The organism is Neorhizobium lilium (genome assembly GCF_004053875.1).
Lineage (GTDB): Bacteria > Pseudomonadota > Alphaproteobacteria > Rhizobiales > Rhizobiaceae > Neorhizobium > Neorhizobium lilii.
In genome coordinates, this window is the sequence record NZ_SBIP01000001.1 from 16,601 (window position 1) to 41,289 (window position 24,689).

Annotated in this window: 20 protein-coding genes; 4 read left to right on the forward strand and 16 right to left on the reverse strand. The window is 59.9% G+C overall.

The features are described from left to right. Window positions 1-79 precede the first annotated feature (79 nt). Entirely contained in the window at window positions 80-1,981 is a 1,902-nt protein-coding gene (locus EPK99_RS00090; protein WP_128440609.1) for a potassium transporter Kup, read from the forward strand. Window positions 1,982-2,027: 46 nt separating this feature from the next. Here EPK99_RS00090 and EPK99_RS00095 read toward each other — a convergent pair whose 3' ends face one another. From EPK99_RS00095 to EPK99_RS00125, 7 genes are all read right to left on the reverse strand, one after another. Continuing rightward, window positions 2,028-3,455 (reverse strand): gamma-aminobutyraldehyde dehydrogenase, encoded by a 1,428-nt coding sequence (locus tag EPK99_RS00095; RefSeq protein WP_128440610.1) that lies wholly within the window; start codon window positions 3,453-3,455, stop codon window positions 2,028-2,030. Window positions 3,456-3,468: 13 nt separating this feature from the next. Beyond that, entirely contained in the window at window positions 3,469-4,284 is an 816-nt protein-coding gene (locus tag EPK99_RS00100) for an ABC transporter permease (protein ID WP_128440611.1), read from the reverse strand. Then, window positions 4,274-5,236 carry an ABC transporter permease gene (locus EPK99_RS00105; RefSeq protein ID WP_128440612.1) on the reverse strand — a complete coding sequence of 321 codons (963 nt, stop codon included), beginning with the start codon at window positions 5,234-5,236 and terminating at the stop codon, window positions 4,274-4,276. The genes EPK99_RS00100 and EPK99_RS00105 overlap by 11 nt, the downstream gene beginning before the upstream one ends. Next, the gene (locus EPK99_RS00110) at window positions 5,233-6,219 is read right to left on the reverse strand and encodes an ABC transporter ATP-binding protein (protein ID WP_128440613.1); all 987 of its coding nucleotides are present in this window, start codon (window positions 6,217-6,219) and stop codon (window positions 5,233-5,235) included. Before EPK99_RS00110 ends, EPK99_RS00105 begins: the two co-directional genes overlap by 4 nt. Window positions 6,220-6,285: 66 nt before the next feature. Beyond that, window positions 6,286-7,446, reverse strand: coding sequence for an ABC transporter substrate-binding protein (locus EPK99_RS00115; RefSeq protein WP_128440614.1), 1,161 nt, complete (start codon window positions 7,444-7,446; stop codon window positions 6,286-6,288). Between the two features lie 121 nt (window positions 7,447-7,567). Further along, on the reverse strand, window positions 7,568-8,479 hold the full coding sequence (locus EPK99_RS00120) for a LysR family transcriptional regulator (protein ID WP_128440615.1): 912 nt from the start codon (window positions 8,477-8,479) through the stop codon (window positions 7,568-7,570). Between the two features lie 148 nt (window positions 8,480-8,627). Beyond that, entirely contained in the window at window positions 8,628-9,953 is a 1,326-nt protein-coding gene (locus tag EPK99_RS00125; protein WP_164901652.1) for a dicarboxylate/amino acid:cation symporter, read from the reverse strand. 296 nt (window positions 9,954-10,249) lie between these two features. Here EPK99_RS00125 and EPK99_RS00130 point away from each other — a divergent pair, with 296 nt between their 5' ends. Then, window positions 10,250-12,022, forward strand: a complete 1,773-nt coding sequence (locus EPK99_RS00130) for a sensor histidine kinase (RefSeq protein ID WP_245455703.1) — start codon at window positions 10,250-10,252, stop codon at window positions 12,020-12,022. After that, complete coding sequence (locus EPK99_RS00135) at window positions 12,019-13,374, forward strand: sigma-54-dependent transcriptional regulator (RefSeq protein WP_128440618.1); 1,356 nt, start codon at window positions 12,019-12,021, stop codon at window positions 13,372-13,374. Before EPK99_RS00130 ends, EPK99_RS00135 begins: the two co-directional genes overlap by 4 nt. Window positions 13,375-13,380: 6 nt before the next feature. Here EPK99_RS00135 and EPK99_RS00140 read toward each other — a convergent pair whose 3' ends face one another. From EPK99_RS00140 to cyoA, 5 genes are read right to left on the reverse strand one after another with little or no spacing between them, the layout of a single operon-like run. After that, window positions 13,381-14,148 carry an SURF1 family protein gene (locus tag EPK99_RS00140; RefSeq protein ID WP_128440619.1) on the reverse strand — a complete coding sequence of 256 codons (768 nt, stop codon included), beginning with the start codon at window positions 14,146-14,148 and terminating at the stop codon, window positions 13,381-13,383. 7 nt (window positions 14,149-14,155) lie between these two features. Further along, complete coding sequence (gene cyoD, locus EPK99_RS00145) at window positions 14,156-14,566, reverse strand: cytochrome o ubiquinol oxidase subunit IV (protein ID WP_128440620.1); 411 nt, start codon at window positions 14,564-14,566, stop codon at window positions 14,156-14,158. Further along, window positions 14,563-15,183, reverse strand: a complete 621-nt coding sequence (gene cyoC / locus EPK99_RS00150) for a cytochrome o ubiquinol oxidase subunit III (protein ID WP_128440621.1) — start codon at window positions 15,181-15,183, stop codon at window positions 14,563-14,565. Before cyoC ends, cyoD begins: the two co-directional genes overlap by 4 nt. Before the next feature lie 2 nt (window positions 15,184-15,185). Next, the gene (cyoB, locus tag EPK99_RS00155; protein WP_128440622.1) at window positions 15,186-17,189 is read right to left on the reverse strand and encodes a cytochrome o ubiquinol oxidase subunit I; all 2,004 of its coding nucleotides are present in this window, start codon (window positions 17,187-17,189) and stop codon (window positions 15,186-15,188) included. 44 nt (window positions 17,190-17,233) lie between these two features. Further along, a complete protein-coding gene (gene cyoA / locus EPK99_RS00160; RefSeq protein WP_164901710.1) occupies window positions 17,234-18,415 on the reverse strand; it encodes a ubiquinol oxidase subunit II in 1,182 nt (393 codons plus the stop codon). Between the two features lie 303 nt (window positions 18,416-18,718). On the opposite strand from cyoA, the gene EPK99_RS00165 reads away from it, so the two are divergent. Then, window positions 18,719-20,062, forward strand: a complete 1,344-nt coding sequence (locus tag EPK99_RS00165; protein ID WP_128440624.1) for an MFS transporter — start codon at window positions 18,719-18,721, stop codon at window positions 20,060-20,062. Window positions 20,063-20,092: 30 nt separating this feature from the next. On the opposite strand, the gene EPK99_RS00170 is transcribed toward EPK99_RS00165, so the two are convergent. The 4 genes from EPK99_RS00170 to minC all read right to left on the reverse strand — a co-directional run bounded on the left by EPK99_RS00170 (window position 20,093) and on the right by minC (window position 24,688). After that, the gene (locus EPK99_RS00170) at window positions 20,093-22,561 is read right to left on the reverse strand and encodes a DNA translocase FtsK (RefSeq protein ID WP_425374157.1); all 2,469 of its coding nucleotides are present in this window, start codon (window positions 22,559-22,561) and stop codon (window positions 20,093-20,095) included. Window positions 22,562-22,844: 283 nt separating this feature from the next. Then, window positions 22,845-23,105, reverse strand: coding sequence for a cell division topological specificity factor MinE (minE, locus tag EPK99_RS00175; RefSeq protein ID WP_128440626.1), 261 nt, complete (start codon window positions 23,103-23,105; stop codon window positions 22,845-22,847). Beyond that, window positions 23,102-23,917, reverse strand: coding sequence for a septum site-determining protein MinD (gene minD / locus EPK99_RS00180; RefSeq protein WP_128440627.1), 816 nt, complete (start codon window positions 23,915-23,917; stop codon window positions 23,102-23,104). The genes minE and minD overlap by 4 nt, the downstream gene beginning before the upstream one ends. Window positions 23,918-23,947: 30 nt before the next feature. After that, window positions 23,948-24,688: a septum site-determining protein MinC gene (minC, locus tag EPK99_RS00185; protein WP_128440628.1), complete on the reverse strand. Its 741-nt coding sequence runs from the start codon at window positions 24,686-24,688 to the stop codon at window positions 23,948-23,950. Between the last annotated feature and the right edge of the window lies 1 nt (window position 24,689).

A 24,689-nucleotide genomic window follows, 5' to 3' on the forward strand; every position in this document is an offset into this window, starting at 1 on the left:
TGTTTACCGGATTGCATTGAAAGTTCCATTAGTGTTCCTGTGGCGCCGCGACCACGCCAAATGCAAGACCGGAGACAGCATGACTTCGTCGACCACCGACGCGACCGGGTCCACATCGGAAGCCCGCAAGCTCCTGTTGCTCGTCATGGGATCCATCGGCGTCGTCTATGGCGACATCGGCACCAGCCCCCTCTACGCCTTTCGTGAGGCTTTACGGCCTTTCGCATCGGATGGTTTCCACCATTTCGAAGTCATCGGCCTGATTTCGCTCATGGTCTGGACACTGACCGTGATCGTCACCTTCAAATATGTCCTCTTTCTCCTAAGAGCGGACAATGATGGCGAAGGCGGTACACTTGCGCTCCTCGCCCTGCTGATGAAGAAGACCGGTAGCTACATGCCTGTCCTCTTCTTTGCCGGCCTCATCGGTGCGGCGCTCTTCATCGGCGACGCCATGATCACCCCTGCCCTCTCCGTCATGTCGGCGCTGGAAGGCCTCAAGCTGGTGGCTCCCGCCTTGTCTGGCTATGTCCTGCCGCTTTCCGTGGTGATCATGGTCGGGTTGTTTCTGGTCCAGTCAAAGGGCACGGCGGCCGTTTCGAAATTCTTTGGCCCCATCACCGTGCTCTGGTTCCTCGCCATGGCCTGGGGCGGCATCATCCATATCGGCGACGACTGGACGATCCTGGAAGCGCTCAACCCCATCTATGCGCTCTGGTTCATTACCCATGCAGGAACGGTCGGGTTCATCGTGCTCGGCGCCGTTTTCTTGACTGTTACCGGTGCTGAGGCGCTTTACGCTGATCTTGGCCATTTCGGCCGCAAACCTATCCAGATCGCCTGGTTCATCCTGGTCTTTCCAGCCCTGATGCTGAACTATCTGGGTCAGGGCGCTCTCGTCCTGTCCAATCCGGCCGCAGCCGAAAATCCGTTCTACCTGATGTATCCGGAATGGGCGCTGCTGCCGGTCGTGATTCTGGCAACGATGGCGACGATCATCGCAAGCCAGGCGGTCATCACGGGCGCTTTCTCACTGGCACGCCAGGCTGTGCATCTCGGTTTCCTCCCGCGGCTGATGATCAAGTTTACATCGGAAACGAATACCGGACAGATCTACGTGCCGGCGGTGAATGCCCTGCTCTTTATCGGCGTCATCCTGCTCATCCTGTCCTTCCGCGATTCCGAATCGCTTGCGACCGCCTATGGGATTTCCGTGACTGGCGCCATGGTTGTGACAACCTTGATGGCCTTTCAGTTCCTTCGCTCGATCTGGGGCTACAGGGTCTTCGTGGCCGGTGCGCTTCTGATCCCGCTTTTCCTGATCGAATCCGTCTTCCTGGCGGCGAACCTCTTGAAGATCCACGATGGAGGCTGGGTGCCGGTGGCGCTTGCGCTCGCCATCATGCTGCTGATGTGGACATGGACCAAGGGCTCCCGCTACATCAAGGAGAAGACGGCCAAGAATGACATTCCGCTCGAAACCTTCATCCCAATGGTGGAGAAGCCATCCGCACACGCACCTGTCACCGTGCCTGGAACGGCGGTGTTCCTTACCAGCGTACCCGATCGTACCCCTGCGGTCCTGCTGCACAACATCAAGCACAACCACGTGCTGCACGAGCAGAACGTCATTTTAACCATCTGGACGCAGGACAAGCCCTATGTGCCGCAAAGCGAGCGAGTGCAGATGACGAGGCTGTCCAAGCGCTTCATGCGGCTCGACATCACCTTCGGCTTCATGGAAGAGCCGAATGTCACCAAGGCGCTCAGCCTGTGCCGCAAGAAGGGCTTCAAGTTCGAGATCATGCACACCTCGTTCTATCTTGGCCGACGCAATCTGATCAGCACGCCGAATACGGGACTGCCAAGGTGGCAGGAGACGCTCTACATGACGCTTGCCGACTTCGCGATCGATCCTTCGGCCTATTTCAAGCTACCGCCGAACCGTGTCGTGGAGATAGGCGAACAGGTGGCTATCTGAGGCAACCGCCGGGCAAGGCCAGTGCCGCTGCCCGGCTGGACGGCGTTTATTCGTAGCGCACCATGACATGCCGCACGGCCGTGTAATCCTCCAGCGCGTAAACGGACATGTCCTTGCCATAGCCCGATTGCTTCAGCCCACCATGCGGCATCTCATTGACCAGCATAAAGTGGGTGTTGATCCAGGTGCAGCCATATTGGAGCTGCGATGCCGTCTTCATGCCTCGGGCAATGTCCTTGGTCCAGACAGACGAGGCAAGGCCGTAGTCGCTGTCGTTCGCCCAGGCAATCGCGTCTTCCGCCTCGGTAAACCGGGTTACGGAGACGACCGGGCCGAACACTTCGCGACGGACGATCTCGTCCTCCTGGGTGGCACCGGCGATCACGGTCGGCGCGAAAAAGAAGCCCTTCTCACCTGACGTCGCCCCGCCGGTGGTGATCTCCATGTGCTTGTGCTCCGCGGCGCGTGTCACGAAGCTCTCGACCCGATCCCGCTGGCGCTTGGAGATCAATGGTCCGATCTCGTTCTCGGTGTCGTCCGCCTGGTTGAACTTGATGGAGGAAACGGCCGAGGTGAGGTCAGCGACGAAATTGTCGTAGACCCTGGCATCGGCATAGATGCGGCAGGCGGCGGTGCAGTCCTGACCGGCGTTATAATAGCCGAAGGTGCGGATGCCCGCGACGACCGCATCGATATCCGCGTCGTCGAAAACGATGACCGGGGCCTTGCCGCCGAGCTCCAGATGGGTGCGCTTCACCGTCTTTGCGGCGGCGGCGAGCACCTTCTTGCCCGTCGCGACATCGCCGGTAATGGACACCATGTTGATTTTCGGATGGTTGATCAGGGTATTGCCGACGCTCTCGCCGCGTCCGAGGATCACGTTCACCACGCCCTCCGGCAGGATATCGGACAGAAGCTTCGCCATCTTCAGGGCCGTCAGCGGGGTCTGTTCCGAGGGCTTGAAGACCACAGTGTTTCCACCGGCAATGGCCGGCGCAAGCTTCCAGGCCATCATCATCAGCGGGTAGTTCCAGGGCGCGATGGAGCCGACGATCCCGACCGGGTCGCGTCGGATCATCGAGGTGTGGCCCGGCATGTACTCGCCGGCCACAGGGCCATGGAGGTTGCGCACGGCACCGGCAAAGAAACGGTAGCAGTCCACGATTGCGGGAAGCTCGTCGTTCAGGACGGCATTGATCGGCTTGCCGCAGTTCAGGGCTTCGAGGGTCGCGAACCCTTCAGCATCCTTTTCGATCGCATCCGCGATCTTCAGCAGATAGGAAGCACGTTCCGATGGCGTGGTTCTCGACCAGCCTTTGAAAGCCTTTTCCGCCGCGTCCACCGCCGCATCGATCTGTCCGGAAGACGCCTCGGGAAGATCGAGAACCTTCTCTCCCGTCTTCGGATTGAGAATGACCTCTTCGGTTTCCATCCCCGCCTCGAAGCGTGACCCGATCAGCATTGCGGTATCCATGACGTTCTCCCTTTCATTTGCCGGAACCGGCGATCTGATCGCCGTCGCGGGTGAGGTAGTAAGCTGCCAGGATCGGCAGGAATGTAACGATAACGACCAGCATGGCCACGACATTGGTGACCGGTCGCTGGCGCGGCCGGATAAGTTCTTCCAGCATCCAGATCGGCAGCGTCGCCTGCTGGCCGCCGGTGAAGGTGGTGACGATCACCTCGTCGAACGACAGCGCGAAGGCGAGCATGCCGCCGGCCAGCAGCGCCGTGCCGATATTCGGCAGGATCACGTGCCGGAAGGTCTGGAAACCGTCCGCGCCGAGATCCATGGAGGCCTCGATCAAAGAGCCCGAGGTGCGACGGAAGCGGGCGACCGCATTGTTGTAGACGACGACGACGCAGAAAGTGGCGTGGCCGAGCACGATGGTCCACACCGAAAACGGGATGTCGAACAGGCTGAAGGCGGAGCGCAATGCGATACCGGTAACGATGCCCGGAAGCGCGATCGGCAGGATGACGAGCAGCGAGATGGCTTCCCGGCCGAAGAACTTCGTCTGGCTGACCGCGGCGGCACAAAGCGTGCCCAGCACAAGCGCGATCACCGTCGCGATACACGCAACCTGCACCGAGAGAGCCAGCGCCGACCAGACATCCGCCCGATTCCAGGCTACGGCGAACCATTTGAGCGTGAGGCCGGGCGGCGGCCACTGGTAGCTCTTCTCCTCCGTCGTGAAGGCATAGGCGAAAATCAGCAGGATCGGCAGGTGCAAGAAGAGCAGGCCGCCGGCAGCGCAAACCTTGAGAAGAAGCGGTGATTTTTGACCGCGGTCAGAGCGCATCGAACGCCCCCAATCTCTTCGCTGCCGCAAGATATAGCCCCATGATGACGATCGGCACGACCGAAAAGGCCGCCGCCAGCGGCACATTGCCGGCCGTACCCTGCTGTGCATAGACGGCCTGGCCGATGAACAGTCGCGACGAGCCGATGATCTGCGGGATGATGTAGTCGCCGAGCGTCAGTGAAAATGTGAAGATCGAGCCGGCGACGATGCCAGGCAGGGCGAGCGGCAGCAGCACCGTGCGGAACGTCTGCCGCGGCGAGGCGCCGAGATCGGCCGAAGCCTCGATGAGGTTTGCGGGCACGCGCTCCAACGCCGCCTGGGTCGGCAGGATCATGTAGGGCAACCAGATATAGACAAAGACAAGGAAGGTGCCGAGATAGCTGACGGAGAGCGAATTGCCACCGATTACCGGCAGCGACAGGATGGCTTCCAGCACAAAACCCAGGTGCAGCTTGGCAAACACCCAGGTGACGATTCCCTCCTTGGCGAGGATCAGCTTCCAGGCATAGACCTTGACGAGATAGCTCGACCAGAGCGGCAGCATGACGCCGAGGTAGAAGAATGCCTTCCACCGGCCTTTCGCATAGCGGGCAGCATAGTAGGCGATCGGGAAGGCGAGCACGGCCGAAGCCAATGTGACCAAAGCCGCCATGCTGACGGTGCGCAGAATGATGTCGAGATTGGTGCCGTTCAGCAGTTGCGCATAGGTCGCCAGAGTGAACTCCGGGTTCACCACCCCGGAAAAATCGTCAATCGAGAAAAAGCTCTGCAGCAGAAGAGCAATCAATGAGCCGATATAGATGATGCCCAGCCACAGAAGCGGCGGCGTCAGCATGAGGATGAGCAGCAGCAACGGATGCCGCCAGAAGGCGTCCGACAATGCCCCGGCGAAACCACCGCGTCGCGGAAGGATAGACGAACCGGGCGTATCGACCGTCAATACCGTCATGCCGCGTCGTCCATGTAGTGGATGTCCTGGCTATTCCAAGAGAGGCGGATAGGCGTGCCCACATCCGGCACATCCGCGCCCGCCGGCAGCATCACGTGCAAGCGCGCACTGCCAAGCTCAACCGCAAGCCGAGTGCCGGCTCCTAGAAAGCTTACATTCTCGACCACTGCTTCCGCCCCCTCACTTGCCACTCGCACTGCTTCTGGACGAAGGCTGGCCCAGCGACGCTCGCCGCCGAGCGACGCCATGAGGTCCGGCGAGAGCAGGTTTGAGGAGCCGACGAAGTCCGCCACGAACCTTGTCTTCGGCCGCCGGTAGATCTCCTGCGGGGTGCCCTGCTGGACGATGCCGCCATTGTTGAACACCGCCACGCGGTCCGCCATGGACAACGCCTCGCCTTGGTCATGCGTCACGAACACAAAAGTTATGCCGAGAGCCCGCTGCAGGCTCTTCAGCTCCTCCTGCATCTGCTCGCGCAGTTTAAGGTCGAGCGCCCCGAGCGGCTCATCGAGCAGCAGGACTTTCGGCTTGTTGACGAGAGCTCGGGCGAGCGCCACGCGCTGCCGCTGGCCGCCCGACAGCTGGCTCGGTTTGCGGCTGCCATAGCCGGGCAGCTTGACGAGCTCCAGGGCCTTCTCGGCCTCCTTATATCGATCTGTCTTGCTTATGCCCTTAACCATCAGGCCGTACGCGACATTGTCCAGAATGTTGAGATGCGGGAAGAGCGCATAGTCCTGAAAGACCGTGTTGACGTTGCGCCTGTAGGGCGGCACGCCCTCGGCCCGTTCGCCAAAGATCTCGATGCTACCCGCAGTCGGTTGCTCGAAGCCGGCGATCAGCCGCAAGCATGTCGTCTTGCCCGACCCAGAAGGGCCGAGCATGGCGAAGAACTCACCCGAAGCGACATCGAGATCGACGCCATCGACGGCGCGGACCGCCCCGAAATGACGCGAGACCTTCTGGAAGCGAACGGCAGGTGTCATGGCTGGCTCCGGATGAAGGGCGAGGTCGATCTGCCCCTCCTGGAGGGGCAGATAAAGGAGCGGCGCTTAGCGGCCGCCGATCACACCGATATAATCGGAAACCCAGCGGTGATAGGGCACGCACTCGCTCTGCGACGTGCATTTGGCGACCGGCGTTTTCCAGAACTTGATCCGGTCGAAGTGCTCGTAGCCGTTGGTCTTGCAACCTTCGTCGGTCAATAGCTCGTTCCCCTTGCAGGCGGCGGGGACTGAGGGAACAGCACCGAACCATGCAGCAGCATCACCCTGAACCTTCGGCTTGAGCGAATGCTCCATCCACATATAGGCGCAGTTCGGATGCTCGCTATCGGCATGCAACATCGTCGTATCGGCCCAGCCTGTCACTCCTTCCTCGGGGAAGGTCGAGGCGATCTTCTGCTTGTCTGCCTGCATGAGGTTCACCTGGAAGGGCCAGGAACCGGAGGCCACGACGCCTTCGTTCTTGAAGTCGTCGACCTGGATCATCGCGTCGTGCCAATAGCGCGACACGAGCTGGCGCTGGCCGCGCAGGAGGTCGAGCGCCGCCTTGTACTGATCTTCGTTCAGCTCGTATGGGTCTTTGATGCCCAGATCAGGCTTGTGCGCCATCAGATACATGGCGGCGTCGGCTATATAAATGGGGCCGTCATAGGCCTGTACCCGGCCCTTGTTGGACTTGCCGTCCGGCAGGGTCTGCTCTTCGAACACGACGTTCCAGCTGGTCGGCGCCTTGTCCTTGAAGGCGTCCGTATTGTACATCAGCACGTTCGGACCCCAAAGATAGGGCACGCCGTAGTGGACGCCCTTCACCGTGTGCCATGGCGCACTCTGAAGCCGCTCGTCGATCTGCTTGAAGCTGGGAATGAGATCGGTATTGATCGGCTGGACTCGCTTTCCGGCTATAAGTCGAAGCGACGCATCGCCGGAGGCGGTGACGAGGTCGAAACCGCCTTCGTTCATCAACGCGACCATCTCGTCCGAGGTCGCCGCCGTCTTGACGGAAACCTTGCAGCCGGATTCCTTCTCGAAATCGGAAACCCAGTCATAGGCCTTGTCGGTCTCGCCGCGCTCGATGTAGCCTGCCCAGGCCACGATGGTAACGGCACCCTCCCCCTTGCTAAGCGCTTTCAACGGCTCGGCTGCAACGGTCTGCGTGACAAAACTCAGGCTGGCAAGCGCAACGGTGCACGACTTCAGAAGATATTTCATCGTCTGTCTCCCGGTTCTTGGATACCGCTTTTGCGGCGTTTGTTCCCAGAGAAAAAGTGCGACGAAAATCCCGCCTTCGCAAATTCATTTATCAGAACGGCGATATCGGAAATTCCGATATCTACATGCGTACGCGGCCTGACCTCATGCTTTCCGCGACGCCGATAAAATCACGTGCGGCCTGCGAAAGGCTGGATCCCTTGCGCCAGACGATACCGACCTGCACCACCGGCAACGAACCCGAAACGTCTCGGCTTTCGATCCGGTCGCCTTCCAGCGACCAGGGACGGTAAACGAGTTCAGGCAGCAGCGACACGCCCGCTCCGGTCGCGACGAGACTTCTCACTGCCTCAACGGATCGGGTTCTAAAGGCGACGTGGGGCCTCGCGCCGAGAGCCGATAGCAGCTTGCCGGTATTCTCCTCGATCTCGTCCACGGTCAGCATGATCAGCGGCTCACGGGCGATGTCGGCGACCGAAATAATGTCGGCCGATACAAGCGGATGGCCCATTGGAAGCCAAAGGCGATAAGGCGATGTTTCAAGGATTTCCGCCTGCAGCGCCATGCGGTCGCGCAGGTTGGAGATCACCATGACAGCAACATCGAGCTCGCCGCCGACCAGCAGATGTTCGAGATAACCGCCATTGTCCTCAATCGCGCTCACCTCGACCCGCGGGCAAGCCCGGCGAAAGCGGGCGAGAAGGTCGGACAGGACATAACCTGCAACCAATGATGTGACACCGATATTGAGCGTGCCGGATGTCGCCGTTTCACCGGATGCGAAGCTGTGTCGTGCGTCTGAAACCGCGGAGAGGACCTTGGTCGCGTGGCGCAGGAACTGGTGGCCGTTATGGGTAATCGTCAGCCCGCGCGGATGCCGCTCGAAAAGGCTGACGCCAAGATCGCTCTCCAGCTCCTTCAGCGACTCCGTAATGGAAGACTGCGAGATCGACAGATTCTGGGCGGCACGGGTAATCGAACCCTGCTCTGCCACGGCGACGAAATATTGAAGCTGGCGGAGGGTGAAAGCCATGAAACGGACTGACGCTAGCGAGGTGGCCTCAGGTGAACCCGCGGCTCGGATGCCCGTTATCCTAAGCCGAGCTATCGCATATGCAACGTATCAGGTCGCAGAAAAGGGAGCCCGCCGACAAGGCGGGCTCCACGGACCTGATCTTGGACTACTCGGCCGGCTGGTAAGCGACAGACGCTGCATCTTGCGGATGCCCCGATAGTGCCCGAGCCAGTTGAGCCTCGTCCAGCTCGTTTTCCCAACGCGCGACAACGATGGTGGCCACCGCATTGCCGACGAAATTCGTCAGCGCACGGCACTCCGACATGAAGCGGTCGATGCCGAGGATCAGGGCCATGCCGGCAACCGGTACAGATGGCACCACCGACAGCGTCGCGGCCAGCGTGATGAAGCCGGCGCCGGTGATACCGGCGGCACCCTTAGAGCTCAGCATCGCCACAAGCAGAAGAAGGATCTGCTGCCCGAACGACAGATGAATGTCGGTTGCCTGGGCAATGAAGAGGGCAGCCAGCGTCATGTAGATATTGGTCCCGTCCAGGTTGAACGAGTAGCCTGTGGGGATCACAAGCCCGACCACCGAGCGCTTGCAGCCGGCATTTTCCATCTTCTGCATCAGGCCGGGCAATGCCGCTTCCGACGACGACGTGCCGAGAACCAGCAGCAGCTCTTCCTTGATGTAGCGGATGAGGGCGAAGATCGAGAAGCCGTTATATTTGGCCACGGCACCCAGGATCACGATTACGAAAATCAGGGACGTCGCGTAGAAGGTGCCGATCAGGAAAGCCAGGTTGGCAATCGAGCCAATGCCGTACTTACCGATGGTGAAGGCCATGGCGCCGAAGGCACCGATCGGAGCTGCCTTCATGAGGATGCCGACAAGACGGAAAACGGGGGCTGTCAGAGCCTGAAGGAAATCGGTTACGGGCCTGCCGCGCTCGCCGACTAGGCCAAGCGCAATCCCGAACAGCACCGAGAAGAACAGCACCTGGAGGATATCGCCCTGAGCGAACGCTCCAACGATCGTATCCGGAATGATGTTCATCAGGAAGCCGGTGATGGTCGTTTCGTGTGCCTTGGTCGCGTAACTGGTGACCGCACCCGCATCAAGTGTCGCCGGATCGATGTGCATGCCAGCGCCTGGTTGCACAACATTGGCGATGATCATGCCAACCGCAAGCGCCAGCGTGGAGAACACCAGGAAGTAGAGCATCGCCTTGCCGGCGACGCGTCCGACCTTGGCAAGGTCTGACATTCCTGCAATGCCGGTGGCAACCGTCAAGAAGATCACCGGAGCGATGATCATCTTGACCAGCTTGATGAATGCGTCGCCAAGCGGCTTCAGGGCAGTCCCGATGTCAGGATAGAAATGCCCGATCAGCATGCCGGCGATGATCGCCACAATCACCTGCAAATACAGGTGACGGTAGAATGGCAGCGGACGACGCGGCGCGTCGATCCCGGATATAACAATCATGATGTCCTCCATCAGCCTCAACCAATGACTGGCTCTTCCCGAGGCAATTTGCAGTTATCAAAAGTACATCGCAAAACCCGTGCCAAATGGAATTAGTTCTCATTGGCCTGAAAAATGATCGATTACGGCGTTCAATCTCGCGAAGAACGGCAACTTGTGTGCTTTGTCGCACAAGAGCGATTGCCGCCAATGCGGTTTTATGCACACTCCATCATATGGATGACACAGAGGAACGGCGGCGCGACTTGGATTTGCAGGCTAAGGCCCGCAGGGCTTGGGCAGGCTTTCTGGTTATTATGGTCGTGGTCTTTGCCGCGGCACTCTATGCCGTGACTGTTTATGGCGGCAGATCGGCGTTGCTTTCGCTTGAAGTGGAAGGCCGCACCGCCGCAAGCTTGAAGGTGGCTCTGCTGCGCGCAGTATTGGAGCGCCCGCGAGCTCTCCCCTTTCTCCTTTCAGAAGATCGGGACGTTCAGGAGGCTTTGCAGCCGGGTGCTGAAAGCAAGCAGGCAGCGCTCAATGCGAAACTGGAGCGCATCATTGCAGGCACCAACGCCTCGGTGATCTACGTGGTTGCAAAGAATGGGATTACGGTCTCGGCCAGCAACTGGAGGGAGCCCACCAGCTTCGTTGGCAATGACTACGCCTTCCGCAAATATTTTTCAGGTGCCATAGCCCGCGGCACGGCTGAAGATTTTGCGATGGGAACCGTCAGCAAACGGCCAGGGCTTTACATCTCCCACCGGATCGGTCCGCCGGAGGCGCCGCTGGGAGTCGTGGTCGCCAAAATGGAATTCGACCAGCTCGAACAGGATTGGCGGGAAACGGCGCGCCCCTCTTTCATATTCGACGAAAACAACGTGGTGCTGATAACCACCATCCCGTCTTGGCGCTTCATGACAACGGTCCCGCTCAAGGCGGCGAACCTGATCGGTATTCGCGACAGCCTGCAATTCGGTGACGCACCGTTGTTACCGCTGCCCTTCCATCTGGTCGAAGACCTAGCTCCAGATGCCTCGATCGTTCGTGCCGTTGTGCCTGGCGCAGGAGAAGCCCTCTATCTCAGAATCAGGCTGCCCGTGGCGCCGATGAAATGGAATTTCGAGTATCTTCAGCCGATGGAGGCGCCGGTGGCAGCGGCCAGGCGGGAAGCACAACTCGCCGCCACACTCGTTCTCGCGGCCGTTTTCCTTGTAGCGGCATTATGGATGCGTCGGCGACAGGTAGCCTTGATGACCATTGCTGTCGAACAACGGGCGCGTGAGGACCTGGAACTACGGGTTGCGGAGCGCACACAGGATCTAAGCCTTACGCGCGACCGGCTTCAGGCCGAGATCGCAGATCACCACGCAACCGAAGCAAGGCTGCAAGGCGTGCAGCAGGATCTGGTGCAGGCAAACCGCCTTGCCATTCTCGGCCAGGTGGCAGCGGGCGTCGCCCACGAGATCAACCAGCCTGTTGCGACCATCCGTGCCTATGCCGATAATTCCAAGGTCTTTCTTCAGAGGCAGCAGATGCAGCCAGCCATGGACAATCTCGATCTGATCGCTCGTCTGACAGAACGCATTGGCGCGATCACGGAGGACTTGAAGGCCTTGGCTCGCCGAGGCCGTTCGGCGCCTGAGCCGGTCGATCTCAGCGAGGCCATCGAAGGCGCGATCCTATTGCTGCGAAGCCGCTTCACCGGCAGGCTCGACGGATTAACCGTCAGGCCTATGCCGAATGGCTCCACTGTCATGGCCAACCGGCTTCGGCTGGAGCAGGTGTTCATCAACTTACTGCAGAATGCCTTCGAGGCTGTTGAGGGCAGCGGCACCGGCCAGGTCAGCGTCTCGGCCGAAATTCGGGATCAGGAGGTCGCGGTCGCGGTCGCAGACAATGGGCCTGGCATCGCGCCTGAGATTCTAAAGTCCATGTTTGCGCCTTTTAACTCCTCCAAGGAGAAGGGCTTGGGCCTCGGCCTGGTGATCTCCAAGGACATAGTCGCCGACTATGGCGGTCGTATCACCGTTGAAACAGGACCGGAGGGGAGCTGCTTCACGGTTTATCTCAAGAGGGCAAGCGAGTGAGCGAGGCGATTACGGTTCTCCTGATCGACGATGACAAGGATCTGCTGCGGGCCACCGGACAGACGCTTGAGCTTGCCGGGTTTCACGTTGCCTTGTCCACCTCGGCGGAAACAGCCCTTTCGGGGCTCAATGCAGATTTCAAAGGCGTGGTCGTCTCCGACATCCGCATGCCGGGCCTGGACGGGCTAGAGATGTTTCACCGCATCCGCAGCATCGATCCGGAGCTTCCAGTCATTCTCATGACCGGCCACGGAGACATCTCCATGGCCGTCAAGGCGATCCAGGATGGTGCTTACGATTTCCTGGCCAAGCCCTTTGCGGCTGAACGGCTGGTGCAATGCGTGCGCCGCGCGGCAGAAAAACGGGCTCTTGTGCTTGAGAACCGCGGCCTGCGCAAAGCCGCCCAGCAGGCCGAGGACGGATTGCCGCTGATCGGCCAGACGCCAGTGATGCAACGCTTGCGCGACATGCTGCGGCAGATCGCCGATACGGATGTCGATGTGCTTGTCACCGGAGAAACGGGGACGGGCAAGGAAGTGGTTGCAAGCCTCCTGCACCAGTGGAGCAGGCGGTCGAGAGGTCATTTTGTTGCCCTCAATTGCGGAGCCCTGCCCGAACAGGTGATCGAGAGCGAATTGTTTGGACATGAGCCCGGGGCCTTTACCGGAGCGCAGAAGAAACGCATCGGGCGGATCGAGCACGCAAGCGGCGGCACGCTTTTTCTGGACGAGATCGAAAGCATGCCGCCGTCGAGCCAGATCCAGATGCTGCGCGTGCTGGAGATGCGGGAAGTGACGCCACTCGGCACGAATGAGATACGCCCGGTCGATCTACGCGTCGTCGCGGCTTCCAAGGTCGATCTGGGTGATCCCGGTCAGCGTAAAGGGTTCCGAGACGACCTCTACTACCGCCTCAATGTCGTGACCCTGTCGATCCCGCCTCTGCGGGAGCGGCGGGACGACGTGCCGTTGCTATTCAACTATTTCGCGGAGCGAGCCTCGCGGCGATTTGGCCGGAGCGTCCCTCCCCTTTCCTCCGCGGTCGCACGCTATCTTCGAGATCATGACTGGCCGGGCAATGTTCGCGAATTGGCGCACCTGGCCGAGCGGTTCGTGCTAGGTGTCTGGCAACTCAGCCAAGCTCTCCCGTCAGTCTTGGTTGGCAGCCAACAGGATCTGACACTGCCCGAGCGCCTAGAGCGCTATGAGGCGGAGATCATCCGCGAGACGTTGAAATCCTGCCGCGGCAATGTGCAGGAGACGATCGCAACGCTTGGGATTCCACGCAAGACATTCTACGACAAGATGCAGCGCCATGGCATTGTCAGAAGCGACTTCGCGATAGGCGACTGATACCGGTCAGCCGGCGCGCAGACGCCTGACATAGACCAGAGCGCCCAGCGACATCGCAGCCAATGCGAACCAGGTCAGAGCATAGACAAGGTGGCTGTTGCGGAAGGTGACGACCGTCAATCCACCGACCGGGAATCCGCCCGGATTGGGCGTGGCGTCGGCGTCGATGAAATAAGGCGCGGTATTTGCGATGCCTTTTGCTGCAGCAATGGCGGCCACGTCCCGCGAAAACCAGCGGTCCTGTGCCGGATTGTTGGCGCGCAGGAAGCCGCCACCGGGTTCGGTTATCCGCAGCAGGCCGCGGAGGGTTACACTGCCGCTCGTATTGCCATCGCTTCGCGATACCGGATCGCGCTTTTCCGGCGGCACAAACCCCCGATTGATGAGGACGGCTGCTCCTCCGTCAAGTTGCAGCGGCGTCAGCACCCAAAAGCCTGGCCCGCGCTCCGTCACCGCCTGTACAAGCGTTTCACGGCTATGATCGAAGACGCCATTCACGATGACGTGGCGGTACTCGAAGTCCTGCGCTTCCGCATCCGACCAATTCGTTGGCGAGGGAGGTGCCACCGGAGCGGCCGCTACCCTTGCCTCTACCCTTGCAATCAGGTCCAGCTTCCAAAACAGGCGCTGGACCTGCCAACTGCCGAGCCCCGTAAAGACAAGAGTTAACAAAACCAGGAAGGCGCGGAGCAGGACGCTCGACCTGCCGGAAGAGGCAGAGGGTACAGCTTGCGCCGCACCCTCTTTGTCCTCTTGTTCGGAATTCGGGCGCATCAACGCCTCACGGCATGTTCTTCATCATCTCGGGAGACATGGGCATCATGTTCGTATTGAGGTGGTGCATGACCCAGAGCGAGCCCGAGAGCGCGATGAAGACGATGACGATGGTGAAGATGAGCGCCATGATCGTCCATCCGCCTTCGCTGCGCGTGTTCATGTGAAGGAAGTAGACCATGTGCACCACGATCTGTATCGCGCCCAGGAACATGATCAGCGACACGGTCATGATCTTGCTCTCGAACACATCGCCCATCACCAGCCAGAACGGAATGGCGGTGAGGATGACGGACAGCACGAAGCCGGTCATATAACTTTTGAACGTGCCGTGGCCGGCTTCATGTCCATGACTATGGCCATGATGTGCCTGGTGCGCATCTTCATGCACGGGAGCTACAGGGGTTTGAGTGGTCATCCGACGAGTCCAATCAGGTAGACAAAGGAAAAGACGCCGATCCAGACCACGTCCAAGAAGTGCCAGAACATGGAAAGGCACATCAGGCGGCGGCGGTTTGCTTCGACGAGGCCATACATGGACACCTGAACCATCAGCGTGATGAGCCAGATTATGCCGAAGGTGACGTGCAGCCCGTGCGTGCCGACCAGCGTGAAGAAGGCCGACAGGAAAGCACTGCGCGTCGGGCCGGCACCTTCGTGGATGAGGTTGATGAACTCGTAAAGTTCAAGCCCGATGAAGATCGCTCCGAAAACGCCCGTAATGCCGAGCCAGAACAGCGTCTCGGCCTTTGCATTGCGCTCCATCTGCAGCATGGCGAAGCCATAGGTGATGGAAGAGAGCAGCAGCATCGCCGTGTTGACGGCAACCAGCGGAAGTTCGAACAGATCCGCCGGCGAAGGCCCGGCCGCGTAATTGCGGCCGACCACGGCATAGGTGGCAAACAGTATCGCGAAAATCAGGCAGTCGCTCATAAGGTAGAGCCAGAAGCCGAGATTCGTGCTGCTCTCGATGTGGTGATCTTCCTCGAGGAAGAACTGCGGCTGTTCCGATGTGTCGAATGTGGGCTGGCTCATGATCACACCTGCTTTGCGAGCAGTTCAGTGCGACGCTCTTCCTCGGCCGAAACATCGGCAGCGGGGATGTAGAAATCGCGCTTGTAGTTGAAGGTATGACCGATGGCGACCGCCAGAATGGCCACGAAGGAAACCGCCACCATCCACCAGATGTACCAGATCAGGCCGAAGGCAAGGGCAATGCTGAGGCCGGACAGGATCGCGCCGGTGCCGGTGTTCTTGGGCATATGGATCGGCTTGAAGCCTTGCAGCGGACGCGAATATCCACGGTTTTTCATGTCGTACCAACTGTCGTGATCGTGAACCACCGGTGTGAAGGCGAAGTTGTAGTCCGGCGGCGGCGAGGACGTGGACCATTCGAGCGTGCGGCCGTTCCACGGATCGCCCGTCGCATCGCGCAATTCCTCGCGGCGGATGAAGCTGACGACGAGCTGGATGATGAAACAGGCGATGCCGCAAGCGATAAGCACCGCGCCGATGGCGGCAATCACGAACCAGATCTGCAGCGACGGATCTTCTATATGCTGCAGGCGGCGCGTTACGCCCATCAGGCCAAGCACATAGAGCGGCATGAAGGCGACATAGAAGCCGATCAGCCAGAACCAGAAGGACAGCTTGCCCCAGAAGGCATCGAGTTTGAAGCCGAAGGCCTTCGGGAACCAGTAGTTGACGCCCGCCAGAAGCCCGAACAGCACGCCGCCGATGATGACGTTGTGGAAGTGGGCGATCAGGAAGAGCGAGTTGTGGAGCACGAAGTCAGCTGGTGGCACCGCCAGCATGACGCCCGTCATGCCGCCGATCACGAAGGTGACCATGAAGCCGACGGTCCACAGCATCGGCACGTCGTAGGTTATACGGCCGCGATACATGGTGAAGAGCCAGTTGAACATCTTAGCCCCTGTCGGGATGGAGATGATCATCGTGGTGATGCCGAAGAAGGCATTTACCGAAGCGCCTGAACCCATGGTAAAGAAGTGGTGCAGCCAGACCAGGTAGGACAAGATCATGATCACGCAGGTTGCGTAAACCATGGAGGCATAGCCGAACAGGCGCTTGCCGGAGAAGGTGGCGACCACTTCCGAAAAGATGCCGAAGGCGGGCAGAACCAGAATGTAGACTTCCGGGTGACCCCAGATCCAGATGAGGTTGACATACATCATCGGGTTGCCGCCAAGGTCGTTGGTAAAGAAGTTCGTACCGACATAACGGTCGAGCGTCAGCAACGCCAAGGTGGCCGTCAGGATCGGGAAGGTGGCCACAATCAGGATGTTGGTGCAGAGCGAGGTCCAGGTGAAGATCGGCATCTTCATGAAGGTCATGCCCGGGGCGCGCATCTTCACGATGGTCGCGATCAGGTTGATGCCAGACAGGGTCGTACCCACGCCCGCGACCTGTAGGCCCCATAGATAGTAATCGACACCGACGCCCGGCGTATAGGCAGCACCGGAGAGCGGCGGATAGGCGAGCCAACCAGTTCGTGCGAATTCACCGATGAACAGCGAGAGCATGATGATGATCGCGCCTGCCGTTGTCATCCAGAACGAGAAGTTGTTGAGGAAGGGGAAGGACACGTCGCGGGCGCCGATCTGCAACGGAACCACGAAATTCATGAAACCGGTGACGAACGGCATCGCCACGAAGAAGATCATGATCACGCCATGCGCGGTGAAGATCTGATCGTAGTGATGCGGCGGCAGAAAACCTTCATTGTCGCCGAAAGCAATTGCCTGTTGGGCGCGCATCAGCAGCGCATCAGAGAATCCGCGCAACAGCATTATGATGGCAAGGATGATGTACATGATGCCGATCTTCTTGTGATCGACACTCGTGATCCAGTCGCGCCAGAGCGGACCCCAGAACTTGAAATAGGTGATGGCGCCCAGAAGGGCCAGACCACCTATCGCAACGCCGATGAACGTTATGATGAGAATCGGCTCGTGATAGGGGATGGCCTCAAGGGTCAACCGGCCGAAGATGAACTTCAGAAGGTCAGGATTGGAAAACATGGGATAACCCGATCATCAGTTTACCGCGACGCAAAGCGCCAAGTTCAGTTGTTATTGTTCAATTGAGTCGGCGCAGGGTTGCTGCTGCCACTGTCCGGAGCCGGCGCAGACGGCTCGCCATGCTGCATTCCCGGCATGTTGTTCATGTCATGCTGCATCGGCTGCCCGCCATTGTCGTTGACCGTCTTATTGGGCTCCTCCGGGCTGCGGGAAGGCTCTCCAGACGCTGGGAAGGTCGGCGAATTGGTCATCTCGCCCTTCTCCACCCGCCTGTTGTCGTATTCCAGCTTTTCGCGGTTTTCCAAGCTTTCCTTGCCGGCGCCGCCCATCCTGTCGATGTGCATCATCTCGTCCGTGCACATCTTGCCCGGCTGGGCGCAGAGGTTGAGGATCGACTTGTAGAGATCTTTGTCGGCGCTGGCATAGTACCGGACGGGTTCCTTCTCGCTCGGCTTCTCAAGCCGCAGATAGGCATCCCGGTTGAGCGCCGTACCTTGCGTCTTCACACGGGCGACCCAGTCGTCGAAGCCCTGCTGTGTCATCCCGTGAAACTTGAAATACATATTTGAGAAGCCGAGACCGCTGTAATTGGCCGAGAAGCCCTTGTACTCGCCTTCCTTGTTGATGACGGCATGCAGCTTGGTCTCCATGCCGGGCATTGCATAGATCTGGCCCGCCAGAGCGGGAATGTAGAACGAGTTCATGACGGAGGTGGCAGTGAGCTTGAAGTTGATCGGCACATCCACCGGCGCTGCAAGCTCATTCACCGTCGCAATCCCCAGATCTGGGTAAAAGAACAGCCACTTCCAGTCGAGCGCCACCACTTCCACCGTCAGAGGCTTCGCGTCGGCAGGAACGGGACGATCCGCGTCCAGCCGGTCGAGCGGACGGTATGGGTCCAGCTTATGGGTGCTGATCCAGGTCACCGCGCCCAGCGCAATGATGATCGCGAGCGGCGCAGACCAGATGACCACTTCAAGCCGCGTCGAATGGTGCCATTCGGGATCATAGGTCGCAGCCGTATTGGTGCGGCGATAATGCCAGGCGAAATAGAAAATGAGAAAGAGCACGGGTATGATGATCAGCAGCATCAAAACGGTCGAGACCACGATGAGATCTCGCTGCTGGGCGGCGATATCCCCCGAAGGGGACATGACCACGAAATCGCAGCCGGCCAGCAATGGCAGCAGCGCGACGATGAAAACCTGGAAAAGACGCTTCAACATAAGTGACATCAGCTTGGACCTGCGATTTGTTAAATCCGCCTAAAGGAGCGGCGCCTCATTCTCCATGAGGTGTTTCGTCGCACTGCAGCATCCGCTACCGCGTTGCAGCGCGCTCGTCCAGCCGCATACCGGTTGAATACGCGCATGACCGTAATCTAGAGACGTAGCCTCCAATGAACAGAGGTATTTTCGGCGAAACGACAACAAGCGCCTCCCGTTAATATTTTTAGATGCAAATCTTGATTGACAGCGGCCCCGGCCGACATTCTCATGGTAATGCGTATGTGCAGAAGGAAGTCGATCATGAGCGAGGCCACAAATCTATCTTCAGCGTCAATGGAAAGAGACGCGCGGCAGATCCATGACGACAAGCCGATCTCGCCTGGCAGCATCGTGATCGGTGTCATTATCGGGCGAATGGGCGAATTCTTCGACTTCTTCGTCTACGGCATCGCGTCCGTCCTGGTTTTTCCAAGGCTTGTGTTTTCGTTCGTGCCTGATCCGGTTACGGCGACGCTCTATTCGTTTGCAGTCTTCTCGCTGGCATTCCTGGCGCGCCCGGTGGGGTCACTGGTTTTCATGTGGGTTGACCGCAACTACGGGCGCGGCACGAAGCTGACAATTGCGCTCTTCCTTCTGGGCGGGTCGACCGCTTCGATCGCCTTCCTGCCGGGATACGAGACGATCGGCATGTGGTCTCCTGCCCTGCTTGCCTTATTCCGGCTAGGTCAGGGCTTTGCGCTCGGCGGCGCATGGGACGGCTTGGCTTCGCTCCTCGCGCTCAACGCGCCGGAAAACAGGCGCGGGTTCTACGCAATGGTTCCGCAACTCGGCGCTCCGTTTGGCTTTGCGCTGGCCAGCCTTCTGTTCGGTTATTTCGCCGTCAATTTGTCCGACGCAGACTTCCTCAGCTGGGGATGGCGCTATCCGTTCTTTGTCGCGTTTGCGATCAACGTCGTGGCCCTCTTCGCGCGCCTGCGAATCGTCGCATCGCGAGAGTTCGGCGAAGCTCTTGAGAACCATGAACTGGAGCCTACCCCAGTTCTGGAGATGCTTCGCGTCCACGGGATCGACGTTGTCCTGGGAGCGTTCGCGCCGCTGGCGAGCTTTGCCATGTTCCACCTCGTCACCATTTTCCCGTTGAGCTGGGTGACGCTGTTCGGCGGCCAGACGGCCGGCAGCTTCCTCTTCGTGCAGGTGCTGGGTGCGATCGTCGGCCTTGGAACCGTGATTCTCTCTGGCCTGCTGGCCGACAGGCTCGGGCGCCGCCGTCAGTTGCTGATCGGCGCGATCATCATCGCGATCTTCAGTTTCTCGGCACCTTTCCTGCTAAACGCCGGCCGCCTGGGTCAGGATGCCTTCATCATCATCGGCTTTGCCATCCTTGGCCTCTCTTTTGGCCAGGCATCTGGTTCGGTATCGTCGCGCTTCGGCCAGAAATATCGCTATACCGGCTCGGCACTGACATCCGATTTGTCCTGGCTGGTCGGCGCTGGCTTTGCGCCGCTGGTAGCGCTTGGGCTTGCAAGCCAACTCGGCATCATCTTCATCGGCGGCTATCTGATCTCGGGCGCCATCTGCACGATCCTGGCCCTGCTTCTGACCCGCGTCATCACCAACAACATGGAGCCCCAGGGGCGTAGCTGATCGCAGCTGGCGTGAGAATGAGCCGGGCGCTTAGGCGCCCGGCATCTCCGTCGGCATTTCCTGGCCGCCGACGATGATCGACCGCTTGCCGACATGGTTGGCCGGACCGACAAGCCCCTCTTTCTCCATCCGCTCCACCAGCGATGCTGCCCTGTTGTAGCCGACCGACAGGCGGCGCTGGATGTAGGAGGTGGAGCACTTCTTGTCGCGCAGCACCACCTTGACCGCTCGGTCGTAGAGATCGTCGCTGTCTTCCTCCCCCATGGCTGACTTGTCGAAGACGGCGGGATCCTCCTCTTCCGCTTCCGGCTCGTCGGCATCTTCCGTGACAGTGCCAAGATATTGGGGCCGTCCCTGAGTTTTCAGATGTGCAACAATCGATTCGACCTCGTGATCAGCGACGAAGGGTCCGTGAACGCGGGCAATCCTGCCGCCGCCAACCATATGCAGCATGTCGCCCTGGCCAAGCAGATGTTCGGCCCCCTGCTCACCCAGAATAGTGCGGCTGTCGATCTTCGAGGTGACCTGGAAGGAAATGCGGGTCGGGAAGTTGGCCTTGATCGTGCCGGTAATGACATCCACTGACGGGCGCTGGGTCGCCATGATCAGGTGTATGCCGGCAGCGCGGGCCATCTGCGCCAGACGCTGGATGGCACCTTCGATGTCCTTGCCGGCAACCATCATCAGGTCGGCCATTTCATCGACGATGACGACGATATAGGGCAGCGCCGCCAGGTCCATCGCCTGCTCTTCATTGATTGGCTCGCCGGTGGAGCGGTCGAAGCCGACCTGGACGCTGATCATGATCGTTTCGCCGCTCCGGCGCGCCGCTGCGACCCGGGCATTGTAGCCGTCGATATTACGCACTCCGAGCCGCGACATCTTGCGATACCGGTCTTCCATTTCCCGGACTGCCCATTTGAGGGCAAGCACGGCTTTCTTCGGGTCGGTGACGACAGGCGTCAGCAGATGAGGGATACCGTCATAGATGGACAGTTCGAGCATCTTCGGATCGACCATGATCAGACGGCACTCGTCCGGCCGCAGACGGTAAAGGAGCGACAGGATCATGGTGTTGACGGAGACGGATTTGCCCGAGCCGGTGGTGCCGGCAACGAGCAGATGCGGCATCTTGGCGAGATCGGCAATCACCGGCTCGCCGCCAATCGTCTTGCCGAGGCAAAGCGGCAGGGCGAAGCTGGTGCGCTTGTAGCTGTCGCTTTCGATCAGCTCGCGGAAGTAAACGGTCTCCCGCTCCGGATTGGGCAGTTCGATGCCGATGACATTGCGGCCGGGCACGACCGCGACGCGCGCAGACAATGCCGACATGGAGCGGGCAATATCGTCCGACAGGCCGATCACGCGCGACGACTTGACGCCAGGTGCCGGTTCGAACTCATAGAGGGTGACGACAGGGCCGGGCCTGACATCGACGATTTCGCCCTTGATGCCGAAATCTTCCAGAACACTTTCGAGAAGGCCGGCGCTTTGCTCCAGAGCCTCAGGCGTCATGGCCGCGGCTTCGCGAAGGATGGGTCGCTGGAGCAGGTCGGCCGAGGGGAACTCGAATTCGTCCTCAGCCGACATGGCTGCATTTTGCGGCAAACCGGAGAGACGGCGAGATGCCAGCGCAGCGGCCATGCTTGGGCGGACCGGCTTAGGTTGCGCTATGGCTGTCGGCGCAGGCAAGGCCGGTGCCATGACGTCGGTCGCGATCGGTTCGACCGCTTGCGGCTGGAGGACCTGGGCAACCGAGGTGGGGCTTCGCAGCGTGATAGAGCGGTAGCGAAGAACAGGCGAGCCTTCTTCCACATCGAGATCGACTGGAGCCGGCTGGGGTTGCTGCGCAGCCATCTGCTCCCTCGTGCTCCGGACTAGTGGGGCTTGCGCTTGCATAGGCACGGAGGCGGAAGCCGCAAGCGCTTCCCCATCATCGCTTGCGGCACCAAAGTCGATAGCCTCCCAGAAGAGGTGGTCCGGCAAGTGCGGCAGGAGCGACGATAGCGCACTTGGCGGCATGGCAGCCGGTTGCGAGGCGGCTGCAGCGCTCGGAACTAGCGGCAACTGCGGCGAGGTCTTTGCCGCAGCTAGCGGCTGCTTCCTCGTCGCCACGAATTCGCGTCGCAGCTCGTCGACCAGCGCCCGAGCGCCGGGCGCTGCGTCCGTCGGGAGGCCACGCGTGACCAGTCCCCGCTGCGCTGCCCGCTCCTCGAAGGAGGGCTTCGCAGCGGCGGCCTGCATGCGGCTCTGAATAGCGGAGGCAATGCGCGATGCCTGAGCAACAACAGGTGCTGTTACCGCGGGTGTGGACATCTCTGGGCCGGGAGAAGTTTTCCGGGCAATGGCCTTTTCCGGGGTACGCGTAAAGCGGACGTTCGGCGCAAGCGAAAATGCGCTCTGCCATATCGGCAGCTCGCCTTCGGGCGCAGGTTCGGCAATAGCAGGGGAAACGGCAGCCTTAGGCTCGAACACTGCTTCGGGCAGTTGCGCGGGCGGCACTGCTACCTGTTGATGCGAGGTCTGCGGCGCTGGATCAGCCCCGTCCTCTTGAGCTCCGGTTTGGCCTGGGAAATTGGTACGGGAAAGACGCATGTAATCATTACACCGATGGACGAGAGGGCGACCGACGCGAAGCTTATGCAATAGAAAATAAACGTTAATCGTCCCTTTCCAACGCCCAAGAATTCCCTCCGCCTCAGACACGCGAAAGCCCCCGGATCGGCTTGATCCGGGGGCTTTTCAGCATGCTTGAAAATCTTTTCAGGAACTGAACCGTATCAGCTCACGCTGCCATTACAGCCGCACCGCGCGGGATCTCCACGTCGATTTCTAGAATCGAGACATGTTCGTCGCGATCAACCTTGACAGTCACCTTGTCCGGATCAACCTGGACATGCTTGGCGATCACAGCGAGAATTTCTTCACGCAGCAAAGTGACAAGATCATTGCCGACCGAGGAGCGTTCATGGGCCAAGAGGACCTGCAACCGCTCACGCGCCATGGGCGCCGAGCGCGGCCGGGCGAAGAGACGGAATATGCTCATGCCGCTTTCCTTCCGAAAATCTTGCCGAAAATGCCGCGCTTTTCGCCCGGAATGGTGATCGGCAGATCCTCGCCGGCCAGCCGGCGGGCTGCGTCGAAATAAGCCATGGCGGGCGCGCTCTTGGCGTCCGCCAAGGTCACTGGTGCACCGATATTGGATGCGCGCAGGACATCGCTGCTTTCCGGAATGATGCCGATCAACGGTATGGAAAGAATCTCCAGAACGTCTTCGACCTTGAGCATATCGCCGCGTTCGGCCCGGTTGGCGTCGTAGCGGGTCAGCAGAAGATGCTTCTCGATACGCTCCCCACGTTCGGCCTTCATCGTCTTGGCATCGAGGAGACCGATGATTCGGTCCGAATCACGCACCGAGGAGACTTCCGGATTGGTCACGACGACAGCCATATCCGCATGTCGCATAGCCAAGGTGGCGCCGCGCTCGATGCCGGCCGGGCTGTCGCAGATGACCCAGTCGAAATAGCGCTTCAGGTCCGCCATCACCTGCTCGACACCTTCGGGCGTCAGGGCATCCTTGTCGCGAGTCTGCGAGGCAGGCAGAAGGAAGAGATTGTCCAGACGCTTGTCACGGATGAGGGCCTGCGGAAGCTTGGCATCGCCCTGGATGACGTTGACGATGTCGTAAACCACCCGGCGTTCCGCGCCCATGATCAGGTCAAGGTTGCGCAACCCCACATCGAAATCCACGACAACGACCTTTTCGTTGCGCTGCGCCAGCGCTGCGCCAAGTGCTGCGGTGGACGTGGTCTTGCCGACGCCCCCCTTGCCTGACGTCACTACGACGACTTTCCCCATCTTGATCTCCCTGTGCTCAGCCCTGGGGCCTCAAAAAAGTGTTTCCGCCATGATCACATCACCTTCCAGCCAAAGCTGGACGGCCTTGCCAAGCAGTGCCGGATCCATGTCCTCGGCCATCTTGTAGACGCCGTCGATTGCAATCAGCTCCGCCTCCAGCTTGCGGCAGAAGATGCGCGCCGAAGCATTGCCGACCGATCCCGCCATGACGCGACCTCGAAGGGCTCCGTAGATGTGAACCGAACCACCCGCGATGATCTCGGCACCCGACGCTACCGACCCGATGATGGTCACGTCCCCTTCCGGGAAGATGACCGACTGGCCGGATCGAATCGGCTCACTGATGACGATCGACTGGGTGACCTGCCGCTGTTCTTGCACGACCGGCTTGTCCGGAGCTGAGTTCCGCGTCTCCGAAACGGGCTGCGGTTCCTTCTCCTCGACCTCGAAATCGGCCGCTGGGCGACCGCCCTTCATGAGCGGCGGCATGCCCGGCTCCATCATCGAGGGCCTTGCACCTTCAATGCCCATGATGCGGACATTGCGCTGCGCCAGATCTTCGATAAGCGCCTTGAGCTGCGCACGATCGATCGCAAGGTCAGAAACGTCGAGCACTACGGGGCGCCCCAGAAAGAAACCCGCGGAACGTGCCGCTAGGTCGTCGAGTTGGACAAGCCACTGGTCCAGCGGCAGATCCGGAGAGAGGACGACTGCCAAGAAGGAGCGTCCCTTGATGCGGATCGAACGAGCGTCTGTTAGCACTTTGGTCATC